At 56.1% G+C, this 21,270-nt stretch carries 22 protein-coding genes and 1 tRNA gene; 11 read left to right on the forward strand and 12 right to left on the reverse strand.

The window, feature by feature from the left end; genetic code table 11:
- Position 1: 1 nt before the first annotated feature.
- Together QWY83_RS01365 and ccoS are read left to right on the forward strand one after the other, a co-directional pair.
- Positions 2-2,179 (forward strand): heavy metal translocating P-type ATPase, encoded by a 2,178-nt coding sequence (locus QWY83_RS01365; RefSeq protein WP_249946773.1) that lies wholly within the window; start codon positions 2-4, stop codon positions 2,177-2,179.
- 1 nt (position 2,180) lies between these two features.
- On the forward strand, positions 2,181-2,339 hold the full coding sequence (gene ccoS / locus QWY83_RS01370; RefSeq protein WP_067547259.1) for a cbb3-type cytochrome oxidase assembly protein CcoS: 159 nt from the start codon (positions 2,181-2,183) through the stop codon (positions 2,337-2,339).
- A 55-nt stretch (positions 2,340-2,394) separates the two neighbouring features.
- Here the strand turns inward: ccoS and QWY83_RS01375 are convergent.
- The 7 genes from QWY83_RS01375 to leuC all read right to left on the reverse strand — a co-directional run bounded on the left by QWY83_RS01375 (position 2,395) and on the right by leuC (position 8,920).
- Positions 2,395-2,471 (reverse strand) — tRNA-Pro (locus QWY83_RS01375).
- A 62-nt stretch (positions 2,472-2,533) separates the two neighbouring features.
- A complete protein-coding gene (locus QWY83_RS01380; protein WP_249946774.1) occupies positions 2,534-3,511 on the reverse strand; it encodes a DMT family transporter in 978 nt (325 codons plus the stop codon).
- Between the two features lie 129 nt (positions 3,512-3,640).
- On the reverse strand, positions 3,641-4,747 hold the full coding sequence (gene leuB / locus QWY83_RS01385) for a 3-isopropylmalate dehydrogenase (RefSeq protein ID WP_105236001.1): 1,107 nt from the start codon (positions 4,745-4,747) through the stop codon (positions 3,641-3,643).
- 74 nt (positions 4,748-4,821) lie between these two features.
- A complete protein-coding gene (locus tag QWY83_RS01390) occupies positions 4,822-5,745 on the reverse strand; it encodes an endonuclease/exonuclease/phosphatase family protein (RefSeq protein ID WP_249946775.1) in 924 nt (307 codons plus the stop codon).
- Between the two features lie 5 nt (positions 5,746-5,750).
- Positions 5,751-6,581 carry a hypothetical protein gene (locus QWY83_RS01395; RefSeq protein WP_249946776.1) on the reverse strand — a complete coding sequence of 277 codons (831 nt, stop codon included), beginning with the start codon at positions 6,579-6,581 and terminating at the stop codon, positions 5,751-5,753.
- A 327-nt stretch (positions 6,582-6,908) separates the two neighbouring features.
- Complete coding sequence (gene leuD / locus QWY83_RS01400) at positions 6,909-7,514, reverse strand: 3-isopropylmalate dehydratase small subunit (protein WP_105235999.1); 606 nt, start codon at positions 7,512-7,514, stop codon at positions 6,909-6,911.
- Positions 7,514-8,920 carry a 3-isopropylmalate dehydratase large subunit gene (gene leuC / locus QWY83_RS01405; protein ID WP_249946777.1) on the reverse strand — a complete coding sequence of 469 codons (1,407 nt, stop codon included), beginning with the start codon at positions 8,918-8,920 and terminating at the stop codon, positions 7,514-7,516. Before leuC ends, leuD begins: the two co-directional genes overlap by 1 nt.
- Before the next feature lie 385 nt (positions 8,921-9,305).
- Between leuC and rsfS the strand changes: the two genes are divergently transcribed.
- Genes rsfS through QWY83_RS01440 form a run of 7 tightly spaced genes read left to right on the forward strand, consistent with a single transcriptional unit; the run spans position 9,306 to position 13,949 of the window.
- Positions 9,306-9,677 (forward strand): ribosome silencing factor, encoded by a 372-nt coding sequence (gene rsfS, locus QWY83_RS01410; RefSeq protein ID WP_231924726.1) that lies wholly within the window; start codon positions 9,306-9,308, stop codon positions 9,675-9,677.
- Between the two features lie 4 nt (positions 9,678-9,681).
- Complete coding sequence (rlmH, locus tag QWY83_RS01415; protein ID WP_249946778.1) at positions 9,682-10,152, forward strand: 23S rRNA (pseudouridine(1915)-N(3))-methyltransferase RlmH; 471 nt, start codon at positions 9,682-9,684, stop codon at positions 10,150-10,152.
- Between the two features lie 58 nt (positions 10,153-10,210).
- Entirely contained in the window at positions 10,211-11,137 is a 927-nt protein-coding gene (locus tag QWY83_RS01420; RefSeq protein WP_249946779.1) for an AEC family transporter, read from the forward strand.
- Between the two features lie 13 nt (positions 11,138-11,150).
- Positions 11,151-11,978: an S-formylglutathione hydrolase gene (gene fghA / locus QWY83_RS01425; protein WP_249946780.1), complete on the forward strand. Its 828-nt coding sequence runs from the start codon at positions 11,151-11,153 to the stop codon at positions 11,976-11,978.
- Positions 11,975-12,421 (forward strand): YaiI/YqxD family protein, encoded by a 447-nt coding sequence (locus QWY83_RS01430; protein WP_211096410.1) that lies wholly within the window; start codon positions 11,975-11,977, stop codon positions 12,419-12,421. The genes fghA and QWY83_RS01430 overlap by 4 nt, the downstream gene beginning before the upstream one ends.
- A gap of 2 nt (positions 12,422-12,423) precedes the next feature.
- Positions 12,424-13,044: an HAD-IA family hydrolase gene (locus QWY83_RS01435; protein ID WP_249946781.1), complete on the forward strand. Its 621-nt coding sequence runs from the start codon at positions 12,424-12,426 to the stop codon at positions 13,042-13,044.
- The gene (locus tag QWY83_RS01440) at positions 13,041-13,949 is read left to right on the forward strand and encodes an ornithine cyclodeaminase family protein (RefSeq protein ID WP_249946782.1); all 909 of its coding nucleotides are present in this window, start codon (positions 13,041-13,043) and stop codon (positions 13,947-13,949) included. Before QWY83_RS01435 ends, QWY83_RS01440 begins: the two co-directional genes overlap by 4 nt.
- Here QWY83_RS01440 and QWY83_RS01445 read toward each other — a convergent pair.
- Positions 13,946-15,181 carry an MFS transporter gene (locus QWY83_RS01445; RefSeq protein ID WP_249946783.1) on the reverse strand — a complete coding sequence of 412 codons (1,236 nt, stop codon included), beginning with the start codon at positions 15,179-15,181 and terminating at the stop codon, positions 13,946-13,948. The two genes, QWY83_RS01440 and QWY83_RS01445, sit on opposite strands and share 4 nt — an antisense overlap.
- 137 nt (positions 15,182-15,318) lie before the next feature.
- On the opposite strand from QWY83_RS01445, the gene zapE reads away from it, so the two are divergent.
- Positions 15,319-16,392 (forward strand): cell division protein ZapE, encoded by a 1,074-nt coding sequence (zapE, locus tag QWY83_RS01450; RefSeq protein ID WP_249946784.1) that lies wholly within the window; start codon positions 15,319-15,321, stop codon positions 16,390-16,392.
- A gap of 33 nt (positions 16,393-16,425) precedes the next feature.
- Here the strand turns inward: zapE and QWY83_RS01455 are convergent, their stop codons facing one another.
- The 4 genes from QWY83_RS01455 to accD form a co-directional block, all read right to left on the reverse strand.
- On the reverse strand, positions 16,426-17,343 hold the full coding sequence (locus tag QWY83_RS01455) for a LysM peptidoglycan-binding domain-containing protein (RefSeq protein WP_249946785.1): 918 nt from the start codon (positions 17,341-17,343) through the stop codon (positions 16,426-16,428).
- Between the two features lie 21 nt (positions 17,344-17,364).
- On the reverse strand, positions 17,365-17,931 hold the full coding sequence (locus QWY83_RS01460; protein ID WP_249946786.1) for a rhodanese-like domain-containing protein: 567 nt from the start codon (positions 17,929-17,931) through the stop codon (positions 17,365-17,367).
- 437 nt (positions 17,932-18,368) lie between these two features.
- On the reverse strand, positions 18,369-19,646 hold the full coding sequence (locus tag QWY83_RS01465) for a bifunctional folylpolyglutamate synthase/dihydrofolate synthase (RefSeq protein ID WP_249946787.1): 1,278 nt from the start codon (positions 19,644-19,646) through the stop codon (positions 18,369-18,371).
- 9 nt (positions 19,647-19,655) lie between these two features.
- Complete coding sequence (gene accD / locus QWY83_RS01470) at positions 19,656-20,561, reverse strand: acetyl-CoA carboxylase, carboxyltransferase subunit beta (protein ID WP_249946788.1); 906 nt, start codon at positions 20,559-20,561, stop codon at positions 19,656-19,658.
- A 131-nt stretch (positions 20,562-20,692) separates the two neighbouring features.
- Here accD and QWY83_RS01475 point away from each other — a divergent pair, with 131 nt between their 5' ends.
- Complete coding sequence (locus tag QWY83_RS01475) at positions 20,693-21,268, forward strand: hypothetical protein (RefSeq protein WP_249946789.1); 576 nt, start codon at positions 20,693-20,695, stop codon at positions 21,266-21,268.
- Positions 21,269-21,270 lie beyond the last annotated feature (2 nt).

Consider the following 21,270-nt stretch of genomic DNA (forward strand, 5'->3'; position numbering starts at 1 on the left):
CATGAGCACCGCTGAATATCCCGGAGTTGCTGCTTGTCCCGCCTGTGTGGCAACTCCAATTGCCATTCGTCGTGCCGCAAAGGACGCGACCGAAGGTAGCCGCGAATTGCATCTGTCCCTCCCGACGATCCACTGCGCGGCCTGTATTCAGACGGTTGAACGCGGTCTTCTCGCTCGGGAAGAGATCGAGGACGCGCGGGTAAACTTGACCCGCAAACGGGCAACCGTGCGGGTGCCCGCGACCACAAGCGACGAAGACGTCGTCGCGTTCATCGCAAGCCTTGGGTACGAGGCAACTCCGCTGGACAGCGCGACGCTCTCAGTGGGCGAGGCGGACCGTTCGGCGCGTGATCTGGCCATGCGATTGGGCGTGGCTGGTTTCTCGATGATGAACGTGATGTTGCTGTCGGTCGCCGTGTGGTCGGGGGCAACGGACGCAACACGCGATTTGTTCCATTGGTTGTCGGCCTTGATCGCGCTGCCGACCATCGTCTTTTCGGCTCGTCCGTTTTACACCAGCGCATGGCGTGCGCTTAAGGTCGCTCACCTGAATATGGACGTTCCAATCACGTTGGCGATTTTGCTCGCGGCTGGCATGTCATTGTTTGAAACGATCAGCCATGGCGACCATGCGTACTTCGATGCGGCTTTGTCGTTGACGTTCTTCTTGTTGGCTGGTCGCTATCTAGATCAAAAAATGCGAAGCGTTGCGCGATCCGCCGCAACCGAGCTCGCCGCAATGGAAGCACCGACCGCCCTACGGATTGGTGAGAACGGCGCGGAAACCGTATCCCTCAAAGCCGTTTCTGTAGGCGACCTTCTGCTCGTTCAGCCGGGGGGGCGTGTGCCTGTCGATGGTGAAGTGGTCGGCGGTGCATCGGAACTAGACCGCGCATTCCTCACGGGTGAAACGGATCCCGTTGCGGTCAGTGTCGGAACCGAAGTGAAAGCGGGCGAGGTCAACTTGACAGGCGCACTGCAAATTCGGGCCACAGCTGTTGGTGAGAACACGTTGCTGCATGCGCTGGCTGACCTTGTGTCGATGGCAGAGCAGGCGAAGTCTAAATACAATTCCTTGGCTGACCGTGCGGCCCGTATTTACGCGCCACTCGTCCATATTCTTGCGTTCGCGGCCTTCGTTTTCTGGCTCTGGATGACGGGCGGGGATGTGCGGCATGCGATGAATATCGCGGTCGCGGTTCTGATCATCACTTGCCCTTGTGCGTTGGGTCTAGCGGTTCCTGCCGTCTCGACTGTGGCATCGGGACGTTTGTTCAAAGCGGGGCTTTTGGTCAAACACGCGACCGCGCTCGAACGCCTCGCTGAGATTGACGAGGTGGTGTTCGACAAGACAGGGACGCTGACAAAAGGGACACCTCAGCTCATCACCAAACTGGACCCTCAAGTGCATGCGATCGCGTCTGCCTTGGCTCAAGGGTCGGGTCACCCGCGGTCCAAGGCGATTGTTGCTGCGGGGCGGGACCTTGATCTGCCTTCCGTGACGGTGACCGATATAACTGAACAGCCAGGTATGGGGGTTCAGGGTCTACTCGATGGTCGGGCGGTGCGTTTGGGACGCGCCGAATGGATTGGGGTTGAGGGGGAGAGCACTACAATCCTCGATATCGACGGACAAATCTTTGCACTTCAATTCGAAGACGCGCTGCGTGATGGGGCAGCGGAGTTGATTGCGGGTCTCAAGGCGATGGGAATGCCAGTGACCTTGTTGTCGGGCGACACGACCGCTGCCGTGTCCAAGCTCGCAGATGAACTGTTGATCACCGATTGGCAGGCGGGCGTATTGCCGCAAGACAAGGCCGAGGTTCTGCGTGAGAAAGCGGCGCAGGGTAAACGGGTCCTGATGGTTGGTGACGGTTTGAACGACGTTGGCGCGCTGGCTCTTGCTCATGTGTCGATCGCACCAGCTTCGGCGTTAGAGGCCACTCGGGTCGCCGCAGATATGGTTCTGGTGAGCGGGAACCTCTCTCGGATCATAGATGGCATCAGAACCGCTAAATCGGCTCGATCTCGAATCCTTGAGAACTTTGCCGTTGCGGCGGTCTATAATATGATCGCAGTGCCGATTGCCTTTATGGGCTTTGCAACACCTCTTGCGGCGGCAATTGCGATGTCGTCCTCGTCGATTATCGTTTCAGTCAACGCACTACGGACCAAGTAATATGGAAGTTCTGTCACTCCTCATTCCTGTATCGCTGTGCTTGGGCGCCGTCGGTCTATTTGGGTTTTTCTGGACGATGCGGTCCAAACAATACGAAGATCCCGACGGTGATGCAGCCCGGATTTTGCGGACTGATTACGACGATCATCCGGCAGATTGATTGAGCTGAAGAACAGACAACAAAAAAGGCGCCCAAGCGGCGCCTTCTTCGTAATTGGTCGGAGCGAGAGGATTCGAACCTCCGACCCCCTGCTCCCGAAGCAGGTGCGCTACCAGGCTGCGCTACGCTCCGACCGTGGAGTGCGGGTTACAGTTTCCATAGGGGATTTGCAAGGCCCTTGGAGCCCAATTCGCTTAGGAATTTCCGCCCTGTTTGACCTGGAGAATACGCATCAAAACGGAGACCCGAGGGGAGGTAACAGTTTCGCTCCGAAGGCGGGTTTGGGACACTGGTTTGGTGTTCGATGCGCCACGAGTTTCGCGTAAGACGATGTATATACCAGAGGCGATGATGATCGATGCACCGATGACCGTAGGCGCATCTAGTTTCTCACCGAACAGAAAGTATCCGTAAACTGTCGCCCAAATGATCTGACTATATTGCATCGGTGCGACGATCGCAGCCTCACCAGAGCGATAGGCCTGAATAAAGAGGAACGATGCGACCAGACCGAAGAGCGCGATAATGCCGGTCATGCCCAGATGCTCGATCTCCATCGGTTGGTAGACAAACGGCATAGCAATCGCCATCGCCGCGAAGTTGCCCAGCATCGGATACATCAACATGACGACAGAGCGTTCTTCTGCCCCAATCTTGCGCGAGATAATCGCAACAACGGCGTTGGTCACCGCAGCAAACATCGCCGCAAAATGACCTAGTGAAAGTTCAGAACTGCCAGGGCGGAGTACGATGATGACCCCGATCAAACCGACGATAACGGCCAGCCAACGATGAATGCCTACCTTTTCGCCCAGCAGCGGGATCGCCAGAATGGTGATTAACAACGGTGAGGCAAAGAGGATTGCGTAGGTCTGCGCCAATTCGAGCACGGTGAAGGCGTAGAAGGCGCAAACGCCCGTATTCACCATGCACGCCATCCGCAGTGCCATCCAGTATGGGTGACGCGGGATGAGGTTATCAGCCTCAGTGTCGCGCATCAGGATGATCGTGACCAATGGGAAGCTCAACAAGGCCGCAAAGAAAATGATCTGGAACGCGCCAAAGCCCGCTTCGCCCAGATACTTCACAACGACGTCGTGGGTTGCGTAGATACCCATCGCGCCCAAGGCATAAAAGGCCCCTTTTACGTTGCTCTTTGCGTATTCCGCCATGGTGCCTCCGTTTGCGCTAACCCAGCTATGGAGCGGGTTTTGGCGTGGTGCAAGTGATAAACTCCTGACTTCAGGCAAAAGAAAACGGGCGCTCAAATGAACGCCCGCTTCCTAAAATTTAGATCGCGATTAGAGCGATGCGTCGAGTGCCGCGATGATCTTGTCACCCATTTCCGAAGTGGAAACAGGAACGCCACCTTCAGGGCCGAGCAGGTCTGCAGTACGAACGCCGTCCGCCAGAACCTTCTCAACAGCCTGTTCCAGACGGTCAGCTTCGGCGCCTTGGTCGAAGGAGTAGCGCAGAGCCATTGCGAACGACAGGATACAGGCGATCGGGTTTGCTTTGCCCTGGCCAGCGATGTCGGGCGCAGAACCGTGTACCGGTTCGTAGAGTGCTTTCGGACGGCCATTCGCCATCGGAGCGCCGAGCGATGCGGACGGCAGCATGCCGAGCGAACCGGTTAGCATAGCAGCCGCATCCGACAGAAGGTCGCCGAACAGGTTGTCGGTTACGATCACGTCGAACTGTTTGGGCCAGCGGCAGAGCTGCATTGCGCCAGCGTCTGCATACATGTGGGACAGTTCGACGTCTGGATATTCAGCATCGTGAACTTCGGTCACAACCTGACGCCACAGGATGCCCGATTCCATAACGTTGGCCTTCTCCATCGAGCAGACCTTGTTGCCGCGTTTACGTGCCAGTTCGAATGCCGAACGTGCAACGCGTGCGATTTCGGATTCGGTGTAACGCTGGGTGTTGATGCCAACACGCTCGTTGCCTTCTTCGATGATGCCGCGCGGCTCACCGAAATAGATGCCCGAGGTCAGTTCGCGTACGATCATGATGTCGAGGCCAGCAACGACGTCTTTTTTCAGCGACGAGAAATCTGCAAGCGCGTCAAAGCACTGGGCCGGACGCAGGTTCGAGAACAGGTCCATTTCTTTGCGAAGGCGCAGAAGGCCGCGCTCTGGCTTCACCGAGAAGTCGAGGTTGTCGTACTGAGGACCGCCAACAGCGCCGAGCAGCACAGCGTCAACGTCTTGCGCTTTGGCCATTGTATCGTCGTGCAGCGGGGTGCCGTATTTGTCATAGGCGCAGCCACCGACGAGGTCTTCGCTCACGTCAAAAGCGAGGTCGCGCTTATCGCCGTACCAAGTGATGATCTTCTTAACTTCGCCCATTACTTCAGGGCCAATACCGTCGCCGGCGAGGATCAGGATCGAGGGGTTAGACATCTCGTACTTCCTTGTCTGAAAAGGTCTGGGATGGCCTATCTGTTTGCTGCCCAAGGGTCAAGAAACCAAGGGGTTTATGGCGCTGATAAAACATCTACCCAAACGGGGCGATGTGGTCCGATAGGTGTGTCCTCGATTCCTGCGTTTTGAATTGTCAGAGTGGCGGACGGCAGGACGTAATCGACGCGTAACGCGCCGATTGGATCGGGCCAATACGCTGTGGGCTGGTTGGGTAGTGGGTCTTGGATCTGTGGGTCGTTCAACAAACTAATTAAGGCCTCACGTCGTCCTTCCCCTCGGTCGGGGTCAAGGTTGGCGATGCCTAATATGACGAAGTCGTCGGGCGGAGGACCAAAGTCGCCGTCCAGAACGTTCCGCCAAAAGCGAATTTCATCCGCGTTTCGCCGCCCATTTCGATCTTCAGGCCCATCGAAAACGGGCGGAGTGGCTGAAAACGCTAGGAGTGTGAGGGGGCGGTTGGGCGTCAAAATCTGAACCTGCCAGTGTCCTACGCTCGATAGCTGCTGGACGCCTCGAAGGGGATCATCTTTGGCCATGAGCGTCTGCGGAAGGTCCGCCCAAAGCGCATCGCTGTAGTCGGTGACAGTTCCTATGGGGAAGTCCGATAGAATAGCCATTCCCCCGTCACCACTGAACAGCCCATAGCCCATGGCATCACGTGCCCCACCGAGCCGTCCATTTTGATCGACATCGAAGCCCGTTTGCATGCCGCTGTTAGGTCTCAGTGCAAAAATATGAGGGTAGGGGGCTGTCAGGCGATCATTGAATGCGTTCAGCGCGCGTAGGTCGCGGTCATAATCGATATCAGTCAGCAGAAGGACATCGGCGGCCAACGCTCCGATTCGCTCGGAAACCTGCACGATCTCAGGTGTTTCATTCAGGATGTCGGCAAGCAAAAGCCCCGGTCCATTTCTGGACAGGGGCGCTGCATAGGTTGCGATACGAATGGTGTCCGCCCAAACGGGCGATACACCCATGGAAATCAGGCAAGCTGCAAGGAATCGTCGGACAAGGTGCGACGACGTTTGTCTTCGATCAGTTGTGCCACGCGCCCCATCGCGATCCCGCGCATTAGGAGTGACGCAGGTAAGAACGCCCATGCCGAAACCGTCCAAATCAACGTGTGCGGCTCTGCTAAGCTGATCGGGTCAATAAAGTCCGAGGCCAGCTTTACGAAGGCCGGAAGGACAAATGGCAGGAGAAATCCAAAGATAATGTTAACTTGGCCATCGCGTTGAAGGCGTTCCACAATGTCCCCACCTGCCGTCGGGTCGAACGTCGGCATGTTGGTCCATACGTTGAAGCCACTTGTGCGCGACGGCCATTGGTTCATGCGCAGAGCGAGAACAAAGCTCGCCAAGGACACGATGGAAACAAGGTAGGAGATGCCCGCAGCGGTGCGTAGCGACTGGATTAGGTCCAAATCGGCGTCTTGGGGTAGCATCAGAACCATCAAGCGGACAGGGGAATACGGGAAGTCGATCATCTCGGACAGGCGATGCCCGACGGCCGAAATAAACAGTGTCAGCGTGGTTTGTTCGAACTTCCCGCGTACGATCAACGTGATGAAGAACACACTGAGGAACAATGCGATGAAACGGATGCGATTGAATGGCGGTGCATCGCGGAATTCGACCAAGCTCGGATAGTCCGAGTTGTATTCCACGAACGTAAAGACAGCCGCGATCAGCGCCACAAGGGCGACGATTTGGGTGGTGTCTGAATGGGTGCCCGGTAACAGCATTGACGGAGTCGCAACAAGCAACACCACAAACGCTGCACGCAGAACTGCCCCTGCAATTCGCGAAAACACTTCTCTTTTTTCCTCAATCCGGCCGGACCCGATGCTTTGCCGTGTCCTGTTTCCAGTTTGACCTCGTGCGATATGCACGATCTGCCTCATCTTTGACATAATGTTGCCCATTTTCGGACCCCGCTGCAACTAACGGGTTAATATGACGAAATCTATTGGGCGGTTTTGCGGCATGAGTGGTGCGAGAATGCAACCATTTCAAAGCGGTGCTTTGGCGGGCGAAACTGTGGCACGAAATGTGGCAGACTACATTTGTCCTGTATCCAAATGTATAGCGGGGACCGCCTTTTGGACGATCCCCGCTAAAGTAACGCTATATCTTGTGGCTTAGAGCCACGGACGCTCTGCGTTGGACTTTGCTTCGAACGCGTCAATCGCCGAAACATGCTCCATGGTTAGGCCGATATCGTCCAAACCGTTCATCAGGCAGTGTTTTTTGAACGCGTCGACTTCGAAGGCGAACTCTTGGCCGTCCGAAGTGGTGACAACCTGATTCTCAAGATCAACGGTCATACGAGCGTTAGAGCCCTTTTCCGCGTCTTTCATCAGAACATCGACAACATCCTGCGGGAAGACGATTGGCAGGATGCCGTTCTTGAAGCAGTTGTTAAAGAAGATGTCTGCGAACGAGGTCGAGATCACGCATTTGATGCCAAAGTCAGCAATAGCCCACGGCGCGTGTTCGCGCGACGAACCACAGCCGAAGTTGTCGCCGGCGACAAGAATCTGTGCGTCGCGATACTGCGGTTTGTTCAGGACGAAATCAGCGATTTCGTTGCCCTGACGGTCGTAACGCATTTCGTCGAACAGGTTTACACCCAGACCCGAACGTTTGATCGTCTTAAGGAAGATCTTTGGGATGATCATATCGGTGTCGATGTTCACCAACGGCATCGGTGCTGCGATACCCTGAAGTGTTTCAAACTTTTCCATTACATCATCTCCCGAACGTCGGTGAGTTTACCGGTGATTGCAGCAGCTGCAGCCATTGCCGGCGAAACGAGGTGGGTGCGGCCCTTGTAGCCCTGACGGCCTTCAAAGTTGCGGTTGGAGGTGGATGCGCAACGCTCGCCCTCGGCCAATTGGTCGGGGTTCATCGCGAGACACATGGAGCAACCTGCCATACGCCATTCAAAGCCAGCATCGATAAAGATCTGCGCGATGCCTTCTTCTTCGGCCTGAGCACGGACGAGGCCCGAACCAGGAACGACCATAGCACGCATGCCGTCTTTGACTTTTTTGCCCTTCAGGATTTCTGCAGCGGCGCGAAGGTCTTCGATACGGCCGTTGGTGCAGGACCCGATGAACACGGTGTCGATTTTGATATCGGTCAGTTTCTGACCAGAGGTCAGACCCATGTATTCGATCGCGCGTTTCGCAGCTTCGACTTTACCGCCTTTGAAGTCTTCCGGCGACGGAACGACAGCAGAGATCGGCAGAACGTCTTCGGGCGAGGTGCCCCAAGTTACAACGGGTTCGATCTCTTCACCTTTGAGGGTCACAACTTTATCGAAGTGTGCGCCTTCGTCGGTGAACAGGGTTTTCCAGTATTCAACAGCCGCATCGTAGTCAGCGCCTTTCGGAGCATGCGGACGGCCTTTAACGTAGTCGAAGGTTTTCTGATCAGGAGCGATCAAACCAGCGCGTGCGCCGCCTTCGATTGCCATGTTACAGACGGTCATGCGGCCTTCCATCGACAGATCGCGGATCGCTTCGCCGCAGTATTCGATGACATAACCAGTACCGCCAGCGGTGCCAGTTGCGCCGATCACAGCCAGAGTGATGTCTTTCGCGGTCACACCCGGCATCAGTTTGCCAGTGATTTCCACTTTCATGTTCTTCGACTTCTTCTGGATGAGCGTCTGGGTCGCCAGAACGTGCTCAACCTCGGACGTACCGATGCCATGTGCCAGTGCACCAAATGCGCCGTGAGTTGCGGTGTGGCTGTCGCCACACACGACGGTCATGCCCGGAAGGGTCCAACCCTGCTCTGGGCCGACGATGTGCACGATGCCCTGACGAACGTCGGACACTGGGTAGTAGTTGATACCGAACTCTTTGGCGTTCTTGTCGAGCGCAGCAACCTGAATGCGGCTGTCTTCGGTCATGGTCGCTGGGTCCGCACGGTCCAGAGTGGTCGGAACGTTGTGATCCGGAACAGCGATGGTTTTTTCCGGAGCGCGCACTTTGCGGCCAGCCATACGCAGACCTTCGAATGCCTGCGGCGAGGTCACTTCGTGAACGAGGTGGCGGTCGATGTACAGCAAGCAGGTGCCGTCTTCGGATTGTTGGACGACGTGTGCGTCCCAGATTTTGTCATAGAGCGTCTTGGGCGACATGGCTCTTACCTTTGGAAATGTTGAAAGTCAGATCGTGAGGACAGGCGCAACGGTGCTGCGCCTCGCGCAACATTACAGTCGGGCGAGGATCGAACGGCTTTCGCCGTAAAACCGTTCACGCAAACGCGCGCGGTCATCCATGTCGAAAATTTGGATCATGGGCGGTCACATAGTTATTTTTGGTGAGTCTCGCAAGGAAACTCTGCGTGGGTGGAATGTCACATATGTGAATCTATACGTTGTTTGCTGTTGCGGTCCTGTTCTGTTGAAAATAAAGCGATGCGCTGCTACCTTTAGCACAGGCCCAGCGTCGGGGTTTGGACGACGCGCAACCCCGGAGGACAATGACCTGTCTTTCAATACCTCGGCAGATGCGACTGCCCACATGGAGCCAGCGATGACCGTGGCTTCTAATAACGTAACGAGCGATGACATTCTCGCCGCTGTCGTTGCGTCTCTCGAAGACGACAAAGCCGAAGATATCGTGCAGATCCCTCTGCGCGGTAAAACTGAAATGGCTGACTTCATGGTGATTGCATCTGGCCGTTCGACCCGTCAGGTCGCTGCGGTTTCGGAAAAGCTCACCGAACGTATGAAGCAAGCGTTCGGCATTATTTGTAAAGTCGAGGGCGCAGAGATTGGCGACTGGGTTCTGGTCGACTGTGGCGACGTAATCGTCCACGTCTTCCGTCCCGAAGTGCGCGAATTCTATCAGCTGGAAAAAATGTGGCTCCCGACAGGGGCTGCTGAAGCCTGAACTGATGCGCGTTCATATAGTTGCGGTCGGTCGCCTTCGGGCGGGGCCGGAACGTAACCTTATCGACGATTATCTAACACGGTTTGACCGAACAGGACGAGCGCTTGCGCTCGGTCCTGCGAACGTCATTGAGGTGGAGGATAAAAAGAACGCGGGTATGGGGGCTGAGGCCGCCCTGCTTGAAAAAGCGATCCCGAATGGCGCTCTCATTTGCATCATGGATGAGCGTGGAAAGGTCATGACCTCTCCCGACTTTGCCGACCAACTTGGGGGCTGGCGCGATCAAGGGCGTCAGGACATCGCCTTCGTCATCGGTGGCGCGGATGGTCTGGACCCTGCCTTTCGTGCCAAAGCGGATGCTGCGTTGTCCTTTGGCAAGATGGTTTGGCCCCACATGCTGGTGCGCGTGATGCTGAGTGAACAGCTCTACCGTGCCGCGTCGATCCTGTCTGGTTCACCCTATCACCGCGCCTAATCTGGCTTAGCAAAGAAGGCGGGTTCCGTTCCTTCACATGCCATGCTAGCCGTTTTGCATGTGGGCAATTCTTCTTCAAACACTCCCGTTCTTTATGTTGATCGCGCTGGGCTATGGGTCAGGGCGAACGGGCTTCTTTTCGTCCGAAGCGACCTCGTATCTCACCAAGTTCGTATTCTATTTTGCCCTATCGGCGATGCTGATCCGGTTCTCGGCAAACCTGTCGTTTGACCAGTTGATCGATTGGCCGTTCATGGGGGCATATTTGGTTGGATCGATGGCGGTCTATTTGCTGGTCACCACGGTCGCCATAGTCCGAAAGCTTGGCACCGCTGAGGCCGCGGTAGAGGCACAGGTTGGTGTGATCGGGAATACGGGCTTTCTCGGTATTCCGATGTTGTCCATGCTCCTCGGCGAAGAAGCCATCGGCCCGATTATGATGGTACTGGTTGTCGATCTGATCGTCTTTTCGTCGCTCATCGTGATCTTGATCTACGGTAGCCGCCACGGACGTTTGTCGTGGAGCGTTTTTGGCACAGTTGGAATGGGTCTTCTGAAGAACCCGATGATCGTTTCTATCGTGGTAGGCATGTTGATCTCGGCATCTGGCTGGTCGATCCCTCGTCCGATCAATGATTTCCTGACCATTCTTGGCGCTGCTGCCACTCCAGGTGCTTTGTTCGCGATTGGTGCGTCGCTTGCGAGCAAATCTGCGGAACGGTTAGTCGTCGCGGGTTGGCTCAGCTTTGCCAAATTGGTGCTGCATCCTGCATCTGTCGCATTCGCCGCGTTTGTCCTGTTCCGAGTTGATCCCTTCCCGGCCTCGGTTATGGTTGCGGCGGCATCGCTGCCCGTTGCGGGCAACGTTTATATTCTCGCGCAGCACTACGGGGTCGCCCCTGCGCGCGTGTCAGCGTCGATCCTCGTTTCGACGGCGCTTAGCATTTTAACGGTCTCGGCTGTGATCGCCTGGGTCCAAGTCTAATTGGAGGTCATCAATGGAAACGATTTCGCAAAGCAAATGCTACGGCGGTGTTCAAGGTGTGTATCGGCACGCATCAGAAGCGACTGGCACCGATATGACCTTTGGTCTGTTCTTGCCCGAAGAGGCTGAACATGCGCCCGTTCCCGTCCTTTGGTTCCTCGCGGGTCTGACCTGCACCCATGAGAACGCGATGATCAAAGCGGGTGCGCAGGTTTGGGCCGCAGAGCACGGCATCGCGCTGGCGTTTCCTGACACTTCGCCGCGTGGCGAAGGTGTGGCGAATGATGATGCCTATGACATGGGGCAGGGCGCTGGGTTCTATGTGAACGCAACCGAAGCGCCGTGGGCACCGCACTTCCGTATGTTCGACTACGTCACGGAAGAACTGCCGCGCATCATCGCTGCGAATTTCGCGGTCGATGAGGACCGCCAGTCGATCACTGGACACTCAATGGGTGGTCATGGTGCGCTGACAATTGCGATGAACGTGCCGCGCTATCGCTCGGTCTCCGCGTTTTCGCCGATCTGTAACCCTACCGCTGGCGACTGGGGCCGCCCGCAGTTCACGGCCTACTTGGGCACCGATGAAAGCAAATGGGCCAAACATGACGCGACGCTTCTGATGCGCGACGTTGGCCTCAATATCCCGCTGTTGGTCGATACGGGCGCGAATGACCAATACGCCGACTATCTGATGACCGAGAAGTTCTGGGCCGCAACCGCAGAGCGCCGTATCCCAGCAACCCTCCGTCTGCAGCCGGGATACGACCACAGCTACTTCTTTGTGACATCGTTCCTCGAAGATCACATCGCATTCCACGCAGAGGCTCTCTACGCGTGATCTACGTTGATGCCGATGCCTGCCCGGTTAAGGCCGAGGTAGAGCGGGTCGGAACCCGTCATCAGACACGCATGTTTATCGTGTCGAATGGCGGGCTTCGTCCGTCGCAAAACCCTCTGGTCGAAACGGTGATCGTTCCTGAGGGACCTGACATCGCCGATATGTGGATCGCTGATCGTGCAACCAAGGGCGATGTGGTTGTTACAGGCGATATCCCACTGGCGGCCAAATGCGTTGCTGCCGGTGCGCGGGTCCTTAAACACAACGGCGAAGCTCTAACCGAGGCCAATATTGGCAACGTCCTCGCGACACGGGATTTGATGGCGGATCTACGGTCGGCTGATCCCTTCCGTCAGGGTGGGGGTAAACCATTTTCCAAGGCAGACCGTTCACGGTTCCTCGACGCCCTAGAGCGCGAGTTGCAACGTATAAAAAGAGGCTAATCATGGGTATCGAAGCCGTCGTTTTTGACATTGGCAACGTGCTGATCGAATGGAATCCCGAACGTGTTTATGACCGTGTGATTGGGGTGGAGCGTCGCAAGGCGATGTTCGAAGCCGTCGACCTGCACGGCATGAATGATCAGGTGGATCGCGGTCAGAATTGGTATGATGCTGTGTCGGAATGCGCAGCGCAGAACCCTGAATGGCATGATGAAATCATGATGTGGCACGAGCGTTGGCTCGAAATGGCGTCACCAGCAATCGACCACTCGGTGCGTTTGTTGCGAGCCCTTCGATCCAAAGGTGTTCCCGTGTTTGCGCTGTCGAATTTCGGCATTCAGACTTTTGAAATCGGCGAGCGAGAATATCCGTTCTTGGAAGAGTTCGACCGTCGCTACATCTCTGGGCACATGGGAGAAGTGAAACCAGAGCCCGAGATTTATCGCATGCTAGAAGACGATTGCGGTGTTGCGCCAACGGCGCTTTTATTCGCCGACGATCGGGCTGATAATATTGCTGCGGCCGCTGCGCGTGGGTGGAACACGCATCTCTTTACTGATCCGCAGGGATTTGCAGATCGCCTTGTTGCCGAAGGGCTGTTGAGCGAGGAGGACGCGATATGATCGACATCGTTCCTTTCGACGAAGGTCAGGCGTTGCTTGACTGGATTGGACTAACGGACGCAATCGCCGAGGGTCATACTCTGCCCAAGGCAGAGATCGCCGATACGTTTCTCTATCGCGGTGATGATACGCTCCTCACTCGTAGCGCATGGATTGATGGTCTTGGGATTGCGGTCAAAGCCGCCACGATCTTCCCAAAGAACAACGAAAAGGGGCTACGCAACGTAAACGGCGCAATGAACCTTATGTCGGATGTGACTGGCGACCTAGAAGCGGTTATTGATTTCGGCCTTGTGACAAAATGGAAAACGGCAGGAGATAGCTTGCTGGCGGCTCGACGTTTGGCGCGACCAGAGAGCGAGAACATCGTGATTATTGGCGCAGGAACGGTCGCTGCATCGTTGCGCGAGGCATATGGCGCGTTATTTCCGAACGCTCATTTTATTATCGCAGGGCGTCGGTTAGATACCGCATCGGCCCTTGCTGCACAGTATCCCGCGACTGAGGCCACTACGGATGTTGAGGCCGCCGTTCGTGCCGCCGATATCATCACCTGTGCGACACCAGCCAAACAGATTGTGCTCAAAGGCGAATGGCTCCACGCGGGCCAACACGTTGACCTGATCGGCGCATTCCGACCTGACCTGCGTGAGGCAGACACCGAGGCGCTTCTGCGGTCACGTGTGTTCATGGATAGCCGTGACACCGTGCTCCACGATATTGGCGAACTGCGCATCCCTATTGAGTCAGGGGAGTATGATCCTGCGAACGTCGTTGCGGACTACTACACATTGGATGCTTTTACCCGCGCTCCCGATGACATCACCCTGTTCAAGAACGGTGGTGGTGCTCACCTCGATCTTATGACGGCGCGGTACATCTTGGATCGGTGGCGCGCGCGTTAAGCCGCGAGCACCGTTCGCTTTTCTTTGATTGGAAGGTGGACCAAGGCCGAGAACGCACCGACGCCGACACCAACCCACCACACGTAAGTGTAGGTGCCATAGATGTCGTAGAGTTTGCCGCCGAGCCATACGCCCAAGAAGCTTCCCAACTGGTGGGAAAAGAACACGATCCCGTAAAGCGTACCCATGTAGCGCAGCCCATAGAGGTGCGCGACCAGACCCGAGGTGAGCGGAACAGTAGCTAGCCAGAGGCTGCCCATCACGATCGAGAAGACAATAACGGTGAGGGGTGTCATCGGCGTGAGGATGAACCAAGCGGCGACGATTGTTCGTGCGGCGTAAATGCTCGCCAGCAGATATTTCTTTGAATACCGTTTGCCAAGGTAACCCGCTAACAGCGTCCCCATGATATTCGCCAAACCGATCAGAGAGATCGCAGCAGCACCGAGGGCAGAGGTCGAGTTGATGCCCATCCCTGCCAAGAACGTGCCCCCTGCAATCGGTCCGCAGCTTTCCGCAACGAAAGCGGGAAAGTGGGCGGTGACAAAGGCGAGCTGATATCCGCAAGAAAAGAATCCAAGGAAAATCATTGTGTAGGACGGATCGCGGAATGCACGGCCCAAAATGGTGCCCATGCTTTCTTGAAGTTCAGCCTTTGATGCGACCTGCGGTGCGCGCATGAACGGCAAAAGGAAAAGCGTGGCGAGGATTGCAGCGGCAAACCACAGGAACACGTTTTGCCATGACATGGACTGCAAAAGGAACTCTGCAACTGGGGCGCCGAACACTTGGCCCGCAGATCCTGCAGCCGTTGCAATCGCGAGGCTCATGGAGCGGTTCTCATCCGAGCTGGCACGACCAACAACGGCGAGAATGACGCCGAACCCAGTGCCTGCGATGCCAAAGCCCACGAGAACTTCATACAGCTGATGCTGAATCGGGAGCGTCGCACCCGCTGACAGGATCAAACCAGCAGCATAGGCCAATGCACCCAGAATAATGGCCTTACGATCGCCGACCTTTTCGGCAACAGCGCCGAAGATCGGTTGCCCAATCCCCCATGCGAGGTTCTGGATTGCGATTGCGAGGCTGAAATCAGACCGCAACCAATTGAATTCCGTAGCGATGGGAATCTGAAACACCCCAAACGACGCACGAATAGAGAAGCCGATCATTACGATGATGCAGCCGGTGATCAGGACGGGTGTAAAGAGGGGTGCGCTTTTGTTCATGGCGCGACAGTGTCGGGCCGTTTGATCGCCGTCAATTGGCTGCTTTAGATTTTCGATGACATTTTGTGCGGCCCCACATCGCCGTTTGAAATGCGGCGCGGCTTTTCTTTGGCCATGCTGCGGGCTATGTGCGGTTTATGACTGGTATCATTGATGCATATCGTACGGGCGTTGCCGAAGGCCGCCTGAAACCCGACCCCGCTCAAGAAGCGGTTTTGGACGCGCTCGAACGTGTTCAAACTGAACTAGCGCAGCCGCCAGTTAAAAAGGGCTTCTTCCGCAAGGCCGCTCATACACCTGTTCGCGGACTTTATCTCTGGGGCGGCGTCGGGCGCGGAAAATCCATGCTCATGGACCTGCTCTATTCCTTGGTCGATGTACCGAAACGGCGTGAGCACTTTCATGCGTTTATGCAATGGGTCCATTCTGAAATGGCAAAGGCACGTGCGCAGGGCGTGGATGATGCCATCGTTCCTGTTGCCGATGCCTTGGTCAAAGATGTTCGGCTCCTCGCGTTCGACGAAATGCAGATCAGCGATATTACAGACGCGATGATCGTTGGGCGTTTGTTTGAAAAACTCTTCGAGGCGGGTGTTACGGTTGTGACCACCTCGAACCGCGTTCCAGATGACCTCTATAAAAATGGTCTGAATCGCCAACTTTTCCTGCCCTTCATTGATCTGATTAAGGATCAATTAGAGGTGCGCGAGTTAGTCAGCGAGACGGACCACCGTCAGGGTCGCTTGCATGACGAGAAACGGTATTTCACGCCGATTACGCCAGACGCACGAGCATCAATTCGGGCGATTTGGACCGATTTTGCTGGGGATAGTGCGCACCCTCTCGTTCTTAAAGTTAAAGGTCGCGATGTAACGCTGCCTGGTTTCTGCAACGGTGTGGCGCGGGCGTCGTTCTTTGACTTGTGCGGGCGGATGTTGGGGCCAGCAGATTACCTTGCTGTTGCAGACGCCGTTCGGGTTCTGATCCTCGAAGATATTCCTGCGCTCAGCCGCAATAACTTTAACGAAGCGAAACGGTTCGTCACATTGATCGACGCGCTCTACGAGGCCAAGGTTGAACTGATTTGTTCCGCGGCATCGGAACCAGAAACGCTCTACCTCGAAGGGGAGGGGGTCTTCGAATTCGAACGCACCGCCAGTCGCCTGCGTGAAATGCAGGACAGGACTTGGGGTAAGCCAGTCGATGAATGAAGGAAGGGCGGGGATTTCCCCGCCCTTATTCTTTTAGCCCAGCTCTGGGATAACCAACCGCTGGCCCGTTTGGATGCGATCAGGGCTGGACAAGATTGTGCGGTTCGCTTCGAAAATGCGGGGGTAGTATTCAACCGACCCGTAGAATTTCACCGAGATCGACCCCAAGCTGTCGCCCGAACCAACGGTGTAGAACCGGAATTGTTCGGTTTCACCCGCGCGCTGAACCACGCGAACCTCAACGCCATCCGACGGCCCCAACGGTGTGGTTGGAACGGCTGCGCGTTGGCCTGTCGTGGCGGCGGTGGCCTCTTGAACAATCGACGCAAGGAGGGTGGCGGTATCCACACGACCGTCGGACGTCACAAGCATGTTTGGAACGGTGATCTGACCAGCCGATGCGGCCTCGTTCAAAAGCGCATCGATATAGGAATCCGACTGACCTTCTTTCAGCGCCCACGCGACCAGAGTTTGCAGATCGTTTTGTTGAGGTGCTGCGGCGGCGGGTTGTCCTGTTGCGCCGCGGATGCCCGACAGAACACTCGCGGTCATGTTCATCATTTCATCCCCGCCTAACTCTGCGGGAGTTGGCGCAGGTGCCGCGCCTGTTGCCAGACCGAGTGCCGCCAGAACGCCAGCGGTCGTGTCACCGATAGAACTCGTGTCGGTTTGGATCTTTAGCTCTGGTTCTTGTCCCGCGCGGGACGCCGCCAATATGCGGGCCGCTGCCTGACCTGCGACACCAGGGGCTGGGGCGATGGCTTCGGCGACGCCAGGTGCCAAAGTGCCCGTTGACCCAATCGGCGCAGCCACGGGCGCAGTCACGTTGCCAGTTTCATTGCGTGTTACGTCAATCGTGGCAGGTTCGACGTCTGACGAGAACGGTGCCAGAATAATCACGATACAGATCGTCAAAGCCGCGATGAAAAAACCTAATACGGTGCGGATCATAATACTCTTCTCCTAAGCGGCTTAGCCGTCATTCGACGGCGTAACAGTTGTCAGGCCAAGCATGACCCAATCCTGCACACCACCACGGTAATAAAACAGTTTCTCGGCGGGGTATCCCGCCTCTAGTAGACCTCGGATCGCGCGGGGCGATTGATCACACCATGGGCCGTTGCAATAGAGCATGAGGTTGAGGGCGTTTGTGAAATCCAAACCACCGCCAACCTCAACTGCGCCGAGCGCTTTGATGATGTCAGTGCGATAGGGGTTCGAGGCTTCCAGTGTTGTGAACGGCACATTGATGGCACCGGGAATTGCGCCGCGAACGAAAAAGTCAGGGACGCGGCTGTCGATCAGCAAACCACTGCCAGCGGCGACTTTGGTGGACAGGAAGTCGATGACCTCAAGTTCGCCAACAGTCTCCACACCATCCGCAATGGTCATCGGGTGAATGCAAAACGGTGGGCAGGGGCGAGACGTTTTCGCGAAATCGCCCGTCAAAAGGTTCTCGGTATCTTGAATACGGCTGATCGTGACTGTCGTACCGTTCAGGTCAATGACCGCCTCGGGCAAATTGTCGGTGATCTTCACGTCTTGCGCCTGCGCGGCGCCAAAGCACGCGCAGAGTCCGATCGCTATACTGCTAAACAGTCGCAACATCTTCTGTCCCCCAATCTTCGAAACACATCTTGTTGTTATGCGCTGGCAGGCGCTGTGTGTTTCGTCGCTTTGACCGCATTTTGGAGAATCAGGTGGCGCAAGTCAAACGTGCGAATCGCCTCAACGGGTTCATCCATAAAGAGATTCACAAAAATGATTCGGTATCAGTGTGTTACAAACAGAAAGACGAGCCAAAATAGCCCGCCTCCCCGCCCTGCCTGGCCGGTATGCTGTCGCGCGTTAGCGTCTAACAGCGAATTCTACCATGAATCTAGCGGTCTAGGTGATTCGCGGTCAAGGGGAGCGATTCGAATCGAACGTATATTTTGACGCTGATTTTCGCGCCATCCGAGTAGGGGCAGCCGCCCTTACCCGTTGCTGCGCAGAATGTGACCCGCTAAATAGAGCGAGCCGCAAATCAGAATACGAGCGGCAGGATCTGCTTTGACGATCTCCACGATTGCGTCGGCTGTCGAATTTGCGGTCTTCACTTTGGCGAAACCTGCCTCACGCGCTGCATTCGCTGTGGTGTCCGCTGGAAGAGTATTGATCTCATCGGGGATCGAAATTGCGGTGAGACTTTGCGCGACATCAGCCAGCGGGCGCATGTAGCCCGTTACGTCCTTAGTGTTCAGCATGCCGCAAATCAGATGGGTCGGGCGCTGCGGTAGGCGGGACAGTGTTTTGGCAACAGCTTCGCCACCCGCTGGGTTATGCCCGCCGTCCAGCCAGAGCTCACAATTGCCAGCCAAATCGATAAGCGGCCCCGCTTTCAGACGCTGCATCCGTGCGGGCCATTCGGCTTTGGTTACAGCGGCCTCAGTCGCAACGCTCGACATGCCAAGCATTCGCAAAGCTGCAATCGCGGCGCCAGCGTTCTGGATCTGGTGCGGGCCAGGCAGGTTGGGGAGCGGTAGATCGCAGAGGCCCTGTTCGTCCTGATAGACCATGCGGCCATGCTCTTCGCTAATGTGCCACTGCTGCCCGCAGGCAGAGATCGGCGCGCCGAGGCGGCCAGCCGTTGTTTCGATCACGTCCATGGATTCATCTTGCTGCGGGCCCACGATGACAGGCACGCCGCGTTTAATGATGCCTGCCTTTTCGCCGGCAATCGCAGTCAGGGTCGAACCAAGGAACTGTTCGTGGTCAATCGAAATTGGTGTCAGGATCGAGAGAGCGGGTTTCTCCACAACGTTCGTTGCGTCCAGACGACCACCTAAGCCGACCTCTAGCAGAGTGTAGTCCGCAGGTGTGCGTGCCATCGCTAGGATCGCGGCGCAGGTGGTGATTTCGAAATAGGTAATCGGCTCACCGCCATTGGCGGCGTAGCATTCGTCCAGAACTTCGGTGAGGTAACTTTCCGAGATCAGCTCACCCGCCAACCGAATGCGCTCGTGGAACCGTGCGAGGTGCGGCGAGGTATAGGCGTGAACCTTTTTACCTTCCGCCTCTAAGCCAGCGCGGATCATGGCCTGCGTCGACCCTTTGCCGTTCGTTCCAGCAAGGTGGATGACGGGCGGCAAATCATTCTGCGGATTGCCAAGAGCATCCAGCAAACGCCAAACGCGGTCCAAAACAAGGTCGATGACCTTGGGGTGCAAGGCCATCATCCGTTCGAGAATCAAATCCGAAGTCGGAGCAGTCATTTGATTTGGTTATTCCGCTTTTGCAGGTTGTTCAGCAGGCGCAGGAAGGTCAGCCGCGACAACAGCATCCATGCCCATAAGCATTCGGATGATTTGCGCCAGTTCTTCCTTTTGCTTGCCACGCGGTGTCACGCGATCGAGCATGCCGTGGTCCAGCAGGTACTCAGCGCGTTGGAACCCTTCGGGCAGTTTTTCGCGAATGGTCTGTTCGATCACGCGCGGGCCTGCGAAACAGATCAACGCGTTGGGTTCTGCGATATGGACATCGCCGAGCATCGCGTAAGATGCGGTGACGCCACCAGTGGTTGGGTGTGTCAGAACCACGATGTAGGGCAGGCCTGCTTCTTTGAGCATATCAACCGCGATAGTCGTGCGGGGCATTTGCATCAGCGAGAGGATACCCTCTTGCATGCGTGCGCCACCAGCAGCGGAGAATAGAACAAGCGGACGGCCAAGTTCGACAGCGCGTTCAGCAGCAGCGATGATCGCGTTGCCGACATACATCGACATCGAACCACCCATGAAGCTGAAGTCCTGAGCCGCTGCCACGATCGGCGTTCGGAAAATCTCGCCCTCGGCAACCAGCATGGCTTCTTTTTCGCCAGTGGATTTTTGCGAGGCTTTCATCCGGTCCACGTATTTCTTTTGGTCACGGAATTTGAGCGGGTCGTCGATTGGGGTCGGAACCTTCACCTCTGTAAAGATGCCGCTATCAAAGAGAGCGGTGAAACGGTCGCGCGGTGTAATCGCCATGTGGTGATTACAGTTTGTGCAGACGTTCTGATTGTCAGCCAATTCACGGTGAAACAGCATGGTTCCACATTCGCCGCACTTCGTCCAAAGGTTCTCTGGAACCTCACGACGAGAAAAGAGCGAGTTGATCGTCGGGCGGACGTAATTCGAAATCCAGTTCATCGCGCTTGCCTTTGTTCGCTATTGGTGACCGAAATAAGCCGCGCCGCCCTGAATTGCAATCAACGCTTCTACTGGTTGATGCCAAAGGTATCGTCGCCTAAACCGCAATGGGCCACGACCCGGAGGCGATTATGAATTTGAAGATGCGCGCAATGGCTGCGTTTTGGGGCGCTTCGCTACTGGTGTCTGCATGCACTTTGGACGACGGTTTGGCTTATGGGCCCAAGTCTATTGATGTTTTGGGCGGCGAAATCGCCGTTGTTGCACCTGAAGGCTACTGTTTCGATCGAAGAGCAAGTCGTCTGGCAGAAGGCTTCACGGTGGCAACTCCCTGTGGCGCCTCTCGCCTTGCTTTGATCACGGCACAAATCGGTGAAGCGGATAGCGCCGCCGTCTTTGGGGCAGAAAACGCGCTATCGCAGTTGATTCAGCATCCTGATGGTCGAGCTTTGCTGAGTGGGGCAGGCGATCCTTCGACGATATTTGTGCATCATGTTCAAGTTCACGATCACCGCGTTGAGGTGTTCTTTAGCGATACCTCGTCGTCCTTGTCGGATGGCTTTCAGCCGACGCAGTGGCGCGCCTTCTTTGATTATCAGGGCAGGATGGCCACGATCTCTGTGCGGTGGTGGGATCAATCGCCTCTTGATCAAGCACAGGGGCTGGCAGTTTTGCGGGCTGCAGCGACTGCTCTGTTAGGCGATTGATG

Source organism: Marivivens donghaensis (assembly GCF_030410045.1).
In the GTDB taxonomy this organism is placed as follows: domain Bacteria; phylum Pseudomonadota; class Alphaproteobacteria; order Rhodobacterales; family Rhodobacteraceae; genus Marivivens; species Marivivens donghaensis.